The 12,525-nt window shown below is 69.6% G+C and carries 13 protein-coding genes and 1 pseudogene; 3 read left to right on the top strand and 11 right to left on the bottom strand.

Features of this window, described 5'->3' with window-relative positions; translation table 11 throughout:
* The 4 genes from O3W51_RS32160 to O3W51_RS32145 form a co-directional block, all read right to left on the bottom strand.
* A partial coding sequence (locus O3W51_RS32160) for an AI-2E family transporter (RefSeq protein ID WP_269287952.1) occupies positions 1–1,390 on the bottom strand: 1,390 nt, incomplete at its 3' end.
* Between the two features lie 193 nt (positions 1,391–1,583).
* Positions 1,584–2,273 (bottom strand): transglycosylase SLT domain-containing protein, encoded by a 690-nt coding sequence (locus tag O3W51_RS32155; RefSeq protein WP_138352119.1) that lies wholly within the window; start codon positions 2,271–2,273, stop codon positions 1,584–1,586.
* Between the two features lie 403 nt (positions 2,274–2,676).
* On the bottom strand, positions 2,677–3,996 hold the full coding sequence (locus O3W51_RS32150; protein WP_138352120.1) for a PhoH family protein: 1,320 nt from the start codon (positions 3,994–3,996) through the stop codon (positions 2,677–2,679).
* A 391-nt stretch (positions 3,997–4,387) separates the two neighbouring features.
* Positions 4,388–5,149, bottom strand: coding sequence for an isoprenyl transferase (locus O3W51_RS32145; protein WP_269287950.1), 762 nt, complete (start codon positions 5,147–5,149; stop codon positions 4,388–4,390).
* 127 nt (positions 5,150–5,276) lie between these two features.
* Between O3W51_RS32145 and mgrA the strand changes: the two genes are divergently transcribed.
* Complete coding sequence (gene mgrA / locus O3W51_RS32140) at positions 5,277–6,320, top strand: L-glyceraldehyde 3-phosphate reductase (RefSeq protein ID WP_138352122.1); 1,044 nt, start codon at positions 5,277–5,279, stop codon at positions 6,318–6,320.
* 106 nt (positions 6,321–6,426) lie between these two features.
* On the opposite strand, the gene O3W51_RS32135 is transcribed toward mgrA, so the two are convergent.
* On the bottom strand, positions 6,427–7,188 hold the full coding sequence (locus O3W51_RS32135) for a prepilin peptidase (protein WP_269287949.1): 762 nt from the start codon (positions 7,186–7,188) through the stop codon (positions 6,427–6,429).
* Positions 7,189–7,283: 95 nt separating this feature from the next.
* Between O3W51_RS32135 and O3W51_RS32130 the strand changes: the two genes are divergently transcribed.
* On the top strand, positions 7,284–7,724 hold the full coding sequence (locus O3W51_RS32130) for a DUF192 domain-containing protein (protein WP_138352125.1): 441 nt from the start codon (positions 7,284–7,286) through the stop codon (positions 7,722–7,724).
* Positions 7,725–7,746: 22 nt separating this feature from the next.
* On the opposite strand, the gene O3W51_RS32125 is transcribed toward O3W51_RS32130, so the two are convergent.
* On the bottom strand, positions 7,747–8,226 hold the full coding sequence (locus O3W51_RS32125) for a hypothetical protein (RefSeq protein ID WP_269287948.1): 480 nt from the start codon (positions 8,224–8,226) through the stop codon (positions 7,747–7,749).
* Positions 8,227–8,323: 97 nt separating this feature from the next.
* On the opposite strand from O3W51_RS32125, the gene O3W51_RS32120 reads away from it, so the two are divergent.
* Positions 8,324–9,097, top strand: coding sequence for an SDR family oxidoreductase (locus tag O3W51_RS32120; protein ID WP_269287947.1), 774 nt, complete (start codon positions 8,324–8,326; stop codon positions 9,095–9,097).
* Positions 9,098–9,238: 141 nt separating this feature from the next.
* Here the strand turns inward: O3W51_RS32120 and O3W51_RS32115 are convergent, their stop codons facing one another.
* The 5 genes and pseudogenes from O3W51_RS32115 to O3W51_RS32095 all read right to left on the bottom strand — a co-directional run bounded on the left by O3W51_RS32115 (position 9,239) and on the right by O3W51_RS32095 (position 12,508).
* Positions 9,239–9,898: an OmpA family protein gene (locus O3W51_RS32115; protein ID WP_138352128.1), complete on the bottom strand. Its 660-nt coding sequence runs from the start codon at positions 9,896–9,898 to the stop codon at positions 9,239–9,241.
* A gap of 6 nt (positions 9,899–9,904) precedes the next feature.
* Positions 9,905–10,531, bottom strand: a complete 627-nt coding sequence (locus O3W51_RS32110; RefSeq protein ID WP_269287946.1) for a hypothetical protein — start codon at positions 10,529–10,531, stop codon at positions 9,905–9,907.
* Positions 10,531–11,085, bottom strand: a pseudogene (locus O3W51_RS32105) (pilus assembly protein TadG-related protein); the annotation flags it as partial. The pseudogene O3W51_RS32105 and the gene O3W51_RS32110, both read right to left, overlap by 1 nt.
* Before the next feature lie 32 nt (positions 11,086–11,117).
* Positions 11,118–11,336, bottom strand: coding sequence for a hypothetical protein (locus O3W51_RS32100; protein ID WP_203674272.1), 219 nt, complete (start codon positions 11,334–11,336; stop codon positions 11,118–11,120).
* A gap of 278 nt (positions 11,337–11,614) precedes the next feature.
* Positions 11,615–12,508 (bottom strand): DUF5936 domain-containing protein, encoded by an 894-nt coding sequence (locus O3W51_RS32095; RefSeq protein WP_269287966.1) that lies wholly within the window; start codon positions 12,506–12,508, stop codon positions 11,615–11,617.
* Between the last annotated feature and the right edge of the window lie 17 nt (positions 12,509–12,525).

The raw sequence follows: 12,525 nt of genomic DNA, 5'->3' as shown, positions 1-12,525 counted from the left end.
AGCTCCCCTCCGCCAGGCCGCCGATCGGGGCGAGCTCCTCGACCGTGGCGCCGTGCGGGCCGGGCTCGGTGACCATGGCGGCCTCCCGGGCGTGGCTGCGGAGGTAGCCGACGACCGTGTTCGTCACGGCGACGAGCGGGACCGCGACGACGGCGCCGCCGATGCCGGCGATGAGCGAGCCGGCGGCGACGGAGAGCACCACGGCCAGCGGGTGGACGCGGACGGCGCGGCCGAGGATGAAGGGCTGCAGGATGTGGCCCTCGATCTGCTGGACCGCGAGCACCACGATGAGCACCATCAGGGCGGTGAACGGCCCCTCGGTCACGAGCGCGACGACCATCGCCAGCGCGCCCGAGGCGACCGCGCCGACCAGCGGGACGAAGGCGGCGACGAAGATGACGACGGCCAGCGGCACCGCCATCGGCACGTTCAGGAACCAGATGCCCACGCCGATGAAGACGGCGTCGATGAGGGCCACTATCACCGTGCCGCGCACGTAGAGCGTCAGCGTCCGCCAGGCGCGCGGCCCGGCGCCCGCCAGCCCGTCGCGGGCGGCGGCCGGGAAGAGCTTGAGGGTCCAGTTCCAGATGTTGCGGCCGTCGTAGAGCAGGAAGAGCGTGCTGAACATCGCGAGCAGCATGCCGGTGAGCAGTTCGACGATGACGGTGACGCCCTGGAGGCCGGCGTCGGTGACGGCCTTGGTGTTCGTGCTGATGGTGTCGGTGAGGTTCTTGGCGAGCTGGTTGATCTGGTCCTCGGTGACGTGGAACGGGCTGTTGAGCAGCCAGCGCTTCATCTCGGCGACGCCGTCGGTGAGCTTGGTGGACAGGTCGTCGACGTTGTCCATCACCTGCCACACGACGAACCAGCCGACCAGGCCCATCAGCACGAAGCCGCCGATGAAGGTGATGCCGGTGGCGAGGCCGCGCGGTACCCCGGCGCGTCTGAGCCGGCCCACGACGGGCTGGAGCAGCGCGGTGATGAGGAGCGCGGCGACGAAGGCCAGGACGACCAGTTGGATGGCGCCGATGATCCGCATCAGCACCCAGACGGTGCCGGCCAGTACCAGCAGCCGCCAGGCGACCTCGGCCGCGACGCGCATGCTCCACGGCACGACGCCCAGCGGGTCGGGCAGCTGTGCGCCGCCCGGCGCCTGCGGCGGATGGCCGGCGGCCGCCACGGCCTTGGGCGCGGGCCTCGGCTCGGACCCGGCTGCGGTCCCGGATCCGGCCTTCCGCGGGACATGCGGTCGCGGCCTGGTCTTCGGCGGCGGGGCGTCGGGCTGCTCGTCCTGTTCGGCCGTCACCTCCGCGCGCCGTTCGTCGAGGCGGTCGGCGAGCTTGGCCAGCTTGGAGGCAACCACCGCGCTCCAATGGCGCTTTTCCGACATCGCGTTCCCCTGCCCCTTCGTTCCGGCACCCGCACCGGCATCGGTGAGGAGGACGACGTTACCCGTGCCCGGGGTTGCCTCTCCTGCCGCCCGCCCTGTACCGCTCCGCTCATGCGTGTGCCCCCCGACCGGCTGGGGTCGGGGGGCACACGGGAAAGCTCACCTGATACCGGGACGAACCGGCCGCCGTGACTCAGTACGAGTGGTGCTGCTGCCAGTAGGACCAGGCACCGCACGGGCTGTCGTACCGCTCGTTCATGTAGTTGAGGCCCCACTTGATCTGCGTGGCCGGATTGGTCCGCCAGTCGGCGCCGACGGAAGCCATCTTCGAGCCCGGGTAGGACTGCACGAGTCCGTACGCGCCAGAGGACTGGTTGGTCGCCGTGTAGTCCCAGCCGCTCTCGTGCTCCACGATGTTGGAGAAGCACTGGAACTGGCTGGAGCCGACGATCTGCAGGGCCATGGCCTTGACTTCGGCCGTCGTGTACGAGCTCTTGACCGCGAACGTCGCACGCTCCGCGGAACGGCTCGCCGCCGCCTTCGCCTCCAGTTCCCGGGCTTCCTTCGCCTTGGCGGCCGCTTCGTCGGCGGCCTTCTTCTTGGCGGAGGCGTCCTTGGCTGCCTGCTGGCGCGCGCTGTCCTCGGCTGCCTTCTTCGCTGTCGCGTCGGCGGCGTCGGACTGTGCCTGCGCCTGCTGCGTCAGTGAAGCCTGCTGAACCTGCTGGCCAGCGGGTATGTCCGCGAGTACGGTCGTCGCGCCGGCGGCCTCGACAGGCTGGTTGGAGCCCTGGTCAGCGCCTGCTGCGACGCCGACTACGGCGCCCACGGTGGTGACTGCGGTGGCCGAGGCCACTGCGAATCCCCGGACCGAGATCCGGCTCACACGATTGTCCTTCCAGCACCGTCCGCGTGGTGACCTCGCGGACCGAATCGTGCCCCTGAACGCTGGCCTCCCCTTGTTCCGGACCGCGAACGGTCCGACTGGTCACGGGGGCACTGGCCCGGTGCGGGTCCCTGACGGGATTCCGCGTGGTGCTCGGGCGGCTTACGGCGGCAACGCTGTTCAGTTCTGGGGTTCCACACCGCTGGGGGTGTGGGTGCGCCGTAAGCGGGGCCTGACAGCGTCACACCCTAGCGGGAAGGGAAGGCCGTCAAGCAATTTACGGATGCGTGGCAAACGTCACACGGCTTCATGAGCGGAAAACCCCGGCGCGGCGCGCCCCACAACGCTAGGCTGCTGCGCCCCTTGGGGACGCAGCAGCCTCAACTCACGCACGGTTACCGGGTCATACCCCGTTGTCCTCCAGCAACTCCGTCACCAATGCGGCGATCGGGGAGCGTTCGGACCGGTTCAGGGTGATGTGCGCGAAGAGCGGATGTCCCTTGAGCTTTTCGACGACGGCCACCACACCGTCGTACCGCCCGACCCTCAAGTTGTCCCGCTGTGCCACGTCATGGGTCAGAATGACCCGCGATCCGGCACCGATACGCGACAGAACGGTCAACAGGACGTTCCGTTCGAGCGACTGGGCCTCGTCCACGATCACGAACGCGTCGTGGAGCGACCGGCCGCGGATGTGGGTCAGTGGCAGCACTTCGAGCATGCCCCGCGCCACGACCTCCTCGATGACCTCCTTCGATGTCACCGCGGACAGGGTGTCGAAGACAGCCTGAGCCCAGGGGCTCATCTTCTCCGACTCACTGCCCGGCAGGTATCCCAGCTCCTGTCCGCCGACCGCGTACAGCGGCCGGAAGACCATCACCTTGCGGTGCTGCTGACGCTCCAGCACCGCCTCCAGGCCCGCGCACAGGGCCAGTGCCGACTTGCCGGTGCCGGCCCGGCCGCCCAGCGACACGATCCCCACATCGGGATCGAGCAGCAGATCCAGCGCGACCCGCTGTTCCGCGCTGCGGCCGTGCAGCCCGAAGGCCTCCCGGTCGCCGCGCACCAGCCGCACCCGGCCGTCCTCGGTCACCCGGCCGAGCGCCTTGCCGCGCTCGGACTGGAGGACCAGTCCGGTGTGCACGGGCAGGTCGCCTGCCTCGGGCAGGACGATGACCTCTTCCGCGTAGAGCCTGTCCACCTCCTCCGCGTCGACCAGCAGCTCCTCCATACCGGTCCAGCCCGACGTGATCGCCAGCTCGGCCCGGTACTCCTCGGCCGCGAGGCCGACGGAGGAGGCTTTCACCCGCAGCGGCAGGTCCTTGGAGACGACCGTGACGTCGTACCCCTCGGCCTGGAGGTTGCGGGCGACCGCCAGAATGCGCGAATCGTTGTCACCTAGCCGGAACCCGACGGGGAGCACCCCGGGGTCCGAGTGGTTCAGTTCGACGCGGAGCGTGCCACCCAGCTCGCCGATCGGGATCGGGGCGTCGAGACGCCCGTACTTGATCCGGAAGTCGTCGAGCAGCCGCAACGCCTGTCGGGCGAAGTAGCCGAGCTCTGGATGGGCCCGCTTGGCCTCCAACTCCGTGACCACCACCACCGGGAGCACGACTTCGTGCTCGTCGAAGCGGGTGAGGGCATTGGGGTCGGCAAGCAGGACGCTGGTGTCGAGGACGTAAGTGCGCCGGTCGTGCTCCCGGCGATTCTTGCTTTTCACCACGTGTGGACGAACCCCCTCGGGCAGAGGTCGGGGTGCGACAACGTCGCGCTGTACTGGGCCGGGACCGGGCGCGTGGGCCGGTCCGCGGCCCTCCGTAAACGGCACGTCCGTGGGCAATGGGCCTCCCGGGCGGACGAACCTGGGTGCCGTCCGCTGTTGACCGGTGTATGCCCTCGAAAGCGGGTGCCTATGCGACTGCATATGACAGCTGTGCCATCAATCCTGGCGCGGGCCCGAAAAAAGTGCGGCAGATGAACGGAAGATGCTGCGGCAGATGGCCGAAGGAGGCTACGGAGCGGCCACTCGGGGTCGGCCGCAGGAGGTACCCGGGATCGGCAGGAGGGGGTACTCGCGGTCGTCCGGACGTGGTCGTCGAGCCGGCCTCGGACGGCTACGAACCGTAGCGGCGGTGCCGCGCCGCGTAGTCACGCAGCGCGCGCAGGAAGTCGACCTTGCGGAAGGCCGGCCAGAAGACTTCGCAGAAGTAGTACTCGGAGTGGGCGCTCTGCCAGAGCATGAAGCCCGACAGCCGCTGCTCTCCGCTGGTGCGGATGACGAGGTCCGGGTCGGGCTGACCGCGGGTGTAGAGGTGCTCCGCGATGTGCTCGACGTCCAGCAGCTCGGCGAGGTCCTCGATGGACGTGCCGCGCCCCGCGTGCTCGTGCAGCAGCGAGCGGACCGCGTCCGCGATCTCCTGTCGCCCGCCGTAGCCGACCGCGACGTTCACGAGGATGCCCTCGACGCCATGGGTGGCCTGCTCGGCCTCCTTCAGCACCGACTGGGTGCGCGCCGGCAGCATGTCCATCGTGCCGACGTGGTGGATGCGCCAGCGGCCGGTCTCGGCCAGCCCGCTCACCGCGCCCTCGATGATGCCCAGCAGCGGGACGAGCTCCTCGGCGGGACGGTCCAGGTTGTCGGTCGACAGCAGCCAGAGCGTGACGACCTTGACCCCGGTCTCCTCGCACCAGCCCAGCATCTCGGCGATCTTGTCGGCGCCGGCCCGGTGGCCCTGCTCCGTCGTACCGCCCGCGGCCTTGGCCCAGCGCCGGTTGCCGTCCAGGATCACACCGATGTGCTTGGGTCCCTGGGCCAGATCGAGGCGGTGCTCCACTCGGCGGGCATACAGCCCATACACCAGGTCGCGCAGATTCATCGCGTACCAGCCCCTCCAGCGCTCGTCACCCGATCGCCACAGTACTGCGCGCGGCGGTGAGCACACGAACCGGGTGCCCGGCTTCCGGTTCGGATCCGGGGGCCCGGAGGCGTGATAGGCAGAGTGCATGAATAACCGTTCCCTCTACCGCGCCGCCGACGAGCGCTACGACTCCATGGAGTACCGCCGCACCGGCCGCAGCGGGCTGAAGCTCCCCGCGATCTCGCTGGGCCTGTGGCACAACTTCGGTGACGACCGCACCCTCGACTCGCAGCGCGCGATCCTGCGCCGCGCCTTCGACCTGGGCGTCACCCACTTCGACCTGGCCAACAACTACGGCCCGCCCTACGGCGCCGCCGAGTCCAACTTCGGGACGATCCTGGCGCAGGACTTCCGCCCGTACCGCGACGAGCTGGTCATCTCCAGCAAGGCCGGCTGGGACATGTGGCCGGGCCCGTACGGCGACGCCGGTTCCCGCAAGTACCTGCTCGCCTCGCTCGACCAGTCGCTGTCCCGCATGGGCCTCGACTACGTCGACATCTTCTACTCGCACCGCTTCGACCCGGAGACCCCGCTCGAGGAGACGATGGGCGCCCTGGCCTCCGCCGTCCAGCAGGGCAAGGCGCTCTACGTCGGCATCTCCTCGTACAGCCCCGAGCGCACCCGCGAGGCGGCCCGCATCCTGCGCGAGCTGGGCGTCCCGGCGCTCATCCACCAGCCCTCGTACTCGATGATCAACCGCTGGATCGAGGACGACGGACTGCTCGACGTCCTCGCCGACGAGGGCATGGGCTGCATCGGCTTCGTACCGCTCGCCCAGGGTCTGCTGACGGACAAGTACCTCGGCGGCATCCCCGACGACTCCCGCGCCGCCCAGGGCAAGTCCCTCGACCCGGGCCTGGTCAACAAGGAGACGGTCACCCGGCTCCAGGCCCTCAACGAGATCGCGCAGCGCCGCGGCCAGTCCCTCGCCCAGCTCGCGCTGAGCTGGGTGCTGCGCGACGAGCGCGTCACCTCGGCGCTCATCGGCGCGTCGTCGGTCAAGCAGCTGGAGGCCAACGTGGCGGCGGTCGGCGCGCCGAAGCTCACGACGGAGGAGCTGGCGGAGATCGACCAGTACGCGGTGGAGCCGGAGGGCGTGAACCTCTGGTCGGTGAGCAGCGAGGCGTAGGACTGACGTCGTCGCGGCGCGTTGCTTCGCGGCGCGTTGCTTCGCGGCGCGTTGCTTCGCGGCGCGTTCCTTCGCTTTGCGTCGGGCGGGGTGGTGCCGGTGGTGGTCAGGCGGTCGCCAGCAGCACTCCGCCCAGCGCGCCGATCAGCATGAACGGCCCGAAGGGCAGGGGCGTCTTACGGTTCGCCCGGCGGGTGGCCAGCAGCACGAGCCCGGCGACGGCGCCGAGGACGAACCCCGCGAACGTGCCCGCGAAGAGCACCGGCCAGCCGTACCAGCCGAGGGCGAGGCCGAGCGTCGGGGCGAGCTTCACGTCACCGAAGCCCATGCCGGCCGGGTTGATGAGGAACAGCAGGAAGTAGACGGCCCCGAGGACGACCCCGCCGAGCAACGCCCGCGGCCAGGAGCCCTCGTGCCCCGGCAGCAGGGCGGCGGCGCCCAGCAGGGCGGCCGTGCCGGCCAGCGCGGGGAGGGTCAGGACGTCGGGGAGCCGAAAGACGGCCAGGTCGATACGGGCCAGCAGCACGCCGAGCGGCACGAGCAGCAGCCACACCACCAGTTCGGGACGCGCCCCGACGAGCGCGGCGAGCGCGGCGCAGGCCGTGACGCAGAGGAGCACGGTGCCGTACGGGCGCTGCCGTGTGCCCGTCCCACCGTTATCGCTGCTCCCGCTGTTCCCACTGCTCCCGCCGATCCCACTGCTCCCGCCGATCCAGCCGCGCGGGCCCGGGGGGTACGGCAGGCCGTCCTCGTCGTCCGCGCGCACCGGTTCCCCGGACGCGACCGCGAGCCGGTGGATGGCGCGCGGCAACGCGAGGCCCGCCACGATTCCCCAGACGGCGGCGACTGCGGTGAGGTAGACAGACATCCGGGGTCCTCCCGTGCGGGACGGATTCGGCACGGCGCGGGAGGCGCGGCCCTGCGGGGTTTCGGGGGCCGAGGCTACACGGAGGTGCGGGACGGATGGGTCTGACGGGTCGGACGGTCCGGTGGCAGGACGGCGGCGGAACGTTGCGGCTCACCGCGCCGGAAGCGGTGGCGGCGGGAGAGGCGGGAGAGGCCGGGGAATCAGCTGACGGCACGGGCCGGGAGCCGCTCCCGCCCGTACCGCTGGAGATCGCCGCGTCCTACCGGGCCAGGACCCGGGGACTGCTCGGGCGGGACGGACTGACGGGGGCGCTCCTGCTCACACCCGCGACGAGCGTGCACACCGTACGGATGCGCTTCGCGATCGACGTCGCCTATCTGGACCGCCGGCTGCGCGTCCTGGCGGTGCGCACCATGCCGCCCGGCCGCCTGGGGCGGCCCCGGCTGCGCGCGCGGCATGTGCTGGAGGCGGAGGCGGGCGCGATGGAGCGCTGGGGGCTGCGGCGCGGGGTGCGGGTGGAGATCGATGCCGGCTGACGTCCGCTGACCTCAGCTGACCTCAGCTGACGTCGATGCTGTTGACGATCTGCCGCAGTTCATCGGGCCAGCCGTCGACGTCGGGTCCGGTGACACGGACGAGGACCGGGCGGCCGTGGCTGTCGGTCGTGGTGATCTCGACGGCCCGGTTGCTGCTGCCGTCCGCCGCCCGTTCCACGTACCGCAACTGCTGGGCGGGCCGGCCGTCGATCGTCATGGCGTGTGCGCGGACGCCCCGCCGGGTGGCGCCGCCGGGCCACACGGTGATCTCGCCGACCGGGCGGCCGCCCGCGCCGCGGAGCACGGCGGAAGCCTGCGCGCCGGCGGTGCTCTTCCCTGCGGGCCGCGTTTCCTCCCACGCCTTCGGATGCGCTACGGCCACCGAGCCGCCGTGCATCACCTTCCACCCCTCGGGCGCTCCTTCACCGGCGGAGCACGCGCTCAGCACGGCGGCCGCGCCGACCACGCCCGCTACATACCGAATAATCCCCTTGTCCCGCATGGCGCCAATCTAGGGTCAGCGCGCGGTGCGCAGCCGGTCAGCACGCCGCGCGAAAGTCGCCCCACCGCACAGCGCCCACCCTGACAAGGAGCCCGCCATGGGAGATCTGACCGGCAAGACGGCACTGGTGACCGGAGCCTCGCGTGGCATCGGGCGCGCGATCGCCCAGCGCCCCGCCGCGGACGGCGCCCTCGTCGCGGTCCACTACGGCAGCAACAAGACCGCGGCCAAGGAGACGGTCGACGGCATCCTGACGGCCGGGGGCCGGGCCTTCGCCCTGCAGGCCGAGCTGGGTGTCGAGGGCGACGTGGACACGTTGGTGCACGCCCTCGAACGCGGGCTGCGCGAACACACCGGCCAGGCACCCCGCTTGGACATCCTCGTCAACAACGCCGCGATCAACGCCGCCGGCGGGCCGATCGAGGCGGAGTCACCGGAGCGCTTCGAACGGCTCTTCGCCGTCAATGTGCGCGCGCCGTTCTTCCTTGTCCAGCGCGTGCTGCCGCTGCTCCGCGACGGCGGCCGCATCATCAACATCAGCTCCGCCGTCACCCGCATCGCGCTTCCCGAGACGATCGCGTACGGCATGACGAAGGGCGCGCTCGACGTCCTCGGCCACACCCTCGCCAAGCACCTCGGCTCGCGCAACATCACCGTCAACACGGTGGCCCCCGCCACGGTCGACACCGACGCCAACGCCTTCTGGCTGCGCGGCAACCCGGAAGCGCAGGAGCTGGTCGCCGCGGACACCGCACTCGGCCGCGTCGGCCTCCCCGACGACATCGCCGCCCCCGTCGCCTTCCTCGCCTCCGACGACGCCCGCTGGATCACCGGCCAGATCGTCGACGCGACGGGCGGCTGCCGGCTCTGAGGCTCCGGCGGGGGCGCGGGTGCGGCGGGCGCCCGGATGAGGGCAACAAAAAACGGGCCGGTTCGCAGGGGGGGGGGGGAGAGCGAACCGGCCCGAGGGGGGGAGTTACACCGTACCGCTTATGAGCGCGTGCTCAGCACCTCACGCGGCGGACGGTGTGAACGTAATCTCCACCCGGCGGTTCTGACGGCGTCCCGCTTCGGATGAATTGTCAGCAATGGGATAGTCCTCGCCGTAGCCGCGCACCTGGAAACTGTGGCTTGCGCCACCGGCGGATCCGAGCGCCTGGGCCAAAATTTTGTAGACGGCGTCGGCGCGTTGCTTCGACAACACGTCCCCGTGCTCGCTGCTGCCCAGGTTGTCGGTGAACCCGAAGACCCGGATGGGTGACGAAACCTTCTTTGCGTTGATGTCGCCCGCAATGGCCTTGATCCGCGCCGCCGCGGCCGGCGACAGCACCGCACTGTCGATCTCGAACAGCACCTCCGACTGCAGCGCGTACGTGATCGAGGAGTTGGACTCCTCATGCCGCTGCTCCGGCTGACTCGCACTCGTCGACGACTGGTCCGTGACCGCCACGATGTCCAGCACCTTCGCCGGCGCCAGCGTCGCCCCTTCCGGCAACTTCAGCCGCGGCGAGGTCGGATCGACCTTCACCGGCGCCGAAGGCGCCACCGTAGAAGGCGAAGCCGACGGCCCCCCATCCGCCCGCGCGATCCCGACGGGCCCGGCGAACGTGATCGTGACAACCGAAAGCGTGAGCACGGCCGCACCGGCGGCACGTCGCTTGGTACGGGGCATGATCGCTCACCCCTCCGAAATCTGGATCTTGGCGGGCGGCATGGTGGGGAGCTGGAACTCCACGGAGGTGGTACCGGTGGGCGGGGCGGGGAACTGCGCGAAGATGGGACGGGTCTCCTTGGGCTGAATACTGAGCAGACCCATCGTGCACAGGCACTTGCCCTCCGTATCCCGGAGAACGTAATAGCGCTTCTTTCCCGCTTGGTCGACGAGGACCGCGCCGGCGACCGAGGCACCGGATCTGCTGACCGCGGTCTCCGAACCAACCCACATGTCGGCGTTGAAGACCTCCGTGCCGTTGTTCGTAACCGACCCCTGCACGGTGAGAAATCCACCCGCGTCCCGGACAACCGAGTTGATGGTGACCTCGATTCCCTTCTCGCCCTTGACCTGGGCCAATACCTGGGTCGCATCGGCGGACGGGGACGAGCCGCCCTTGCTGGCAGTACCCCCGCTGGAGGCGGACTTGGACGAAGGCTTGCTGTCCGGTTGTTTGTCGCCACCGCCCCCACCACAGCCCGCCAGGGCAAGGGCAACGCCAGCCGTGAGTGCCACCACCGCTGAGGCCCGCCGGACCATCGGCCTGTACTGGTCGCTCATTGCTCCCCGTTCCTTCATTTCTCGATCGACCATCACTTGCTCAGATGCACGGTGAAGAACAGCGAAAGGTCCAATCGGAACCCGTTCGCTGTCGGATCGACGCTCACGTCCTCACCGCCGTTGCAGGAGAACTTGATCGCCTTGCCGTCCTTTTGGCGCACGGTGCAACGGGGTTCGACGACAGCTGTGGCGTTCGCCAAGGCGTGCTTGTTCTCAGTGCCGTCGATTACGGACTTGCCGACGGTTCCCTGCGTCCGAACGCCGACGGTGTAGCCGGGGGGATCATCCGTCCGGTCACAGATCTGACGGTCGGCATGATTTGCGACAGCCATGGTCGCGGCGGCCTCGCAGGCACCGGCACCGTTCATGCCGGCGCCCGCGAGGAGATCGCCTAGCTGGGAGAGATCGCCTTCGATCAGCGCCTTGTTGAAGGCGTCCTTGACGTCGTCGCGAGCACTGCGCGCAGCCGCCAACGCCGAAGCATCAGCCGCGGTCTGTGCACTGTTTCGAACGACGGAGGCCTGACCGACAGCAAAGAACGCGAATGCGAGGAAGAACAGCGCCGCCACCGCGACGATGTACAGACCGAGCGTCTGTCCGTCGTCGCAACCGGCGAGTGCTACTTTCCGTTGCCCGCGATGACCTTGTCGATCATTCCTGTGATCCCGTTCTTGACCTTCGTGCCGATGTCCGTCGTCCCGGCCAGCACGCCGATGATCACTGCGATCACGACGGCGATCCCGAGGTACTCGAACGACGTCTGCCCCCGGTCGCTGCTCAGCTTCTCGCGCATCCAGATCTGCGTGACCACGAGCCGCTTCACTGCCCACCTGCTCATGTCTGATCGCCCCATCCTTTGTCACCTGATGAACGCCAACCACGCCCGATGCGACGGCCGGTCTCTCGTTCCCACGCTCGCTACGGCCGCCGAACTCGACGTCACCTATCACGGCGCACCGCCTCTCACCGGTCCGGTCCGTAGCGATCCGTTCTTGATTGCAGGTGCAAATATGGTTGCGTCTGCAAAGGTACACCCGAACCCCGTGCAACCGCAGCCCTTTACGCGCCAACTGGCGCATCCAATATGGCGGTTCCGTACATACCTCATGCGCGGAATCACCCATTCCCCAGGAGATTGCCGAAGTTGATCTGAGAGCCCATGATCGTGCCGGTGATCAGCAGGATCATCGTCGCGGGCACCAGCAGCATGGTGATCACCCCGGTCGCCCTCGGCACCGTGCGCGCCGCTCGCCTCCGGGCGTTCTGCGCCTCGGTCCGCCGCATGTCCTGGGCGATCTGCAGCAGCGTCCGTGCAATGGGCGCGCCCAATTCCTCGCCCTGTTGCAGCGTGCTCACGAACTGGCTCACCTGATCGCTCCTGTTGCGCTTCCGGAGCTGGTCGAAAGCGTCGCGACGGCTCACCCCGACATCCATCTGCCGCAGCGCAATGCGGATCTCGTCCGACCACGGTCCCTTGTAGACCGTGTTGACGCGCTCCAGTGCCTGACGGAAGCCGAGACCCGCGCTCACCACCACCGCCAGCACGTCCAGGAAGTCGGGGAGGGTGCGCTCGATGTCGTCGCGGCGTTTGCGGACCGCGAGCCAGAGGCCGAGGTCGGCCCAGCCCCATGCGTAGCCGACCAGAATCAGCGCCAGGAACCAGTGGCCGCTCGTGAGGAGAGCGAAGGCCGCCAGCCCGCCCAGCGCCCCGTACACCGCCCGCCGCGCCGCATACCGTTCCACCGTCAACCCGTGCGGGTGACCCGCGTGGTCGATCTTCATGCGCATTTTGGCGACGCGGGCGGGGCCCATCCAGCGCATCACCATCGGGGACCAGCGCATACCGAGTTGGTCGACGGCGTTGCCGGTGCGGGTGGTTCGGGTGCGGCCTACTTCCAGGGCGAGCATCAGGTCGTCGGGGAGCTTGGCGTCGGAGCGCAGGAGGGCGATCGCGTGGACGACGCCGACCGCGCACAGTGCCAGGGCGAGGGCCAGCCCGATACCGATCATCACCATGAGCAGCGCGC

Origin of the sequence: Streptomyces sp. H39-C1 (genome assembly GCF_027158125.1) — a bacterium.
Lineage (GTDB): Bacteria > Actinomycetota > Actinomycetes > Streptomycetales > Streptomycetaceae > Actinacidiphila > Actinacidiphila fildesensis.
The sequence above is the reverse complement of the archived record's forward strand: the minus strand, read 5'-3'. Positions and strand labels throughout refer to the sequence as shown.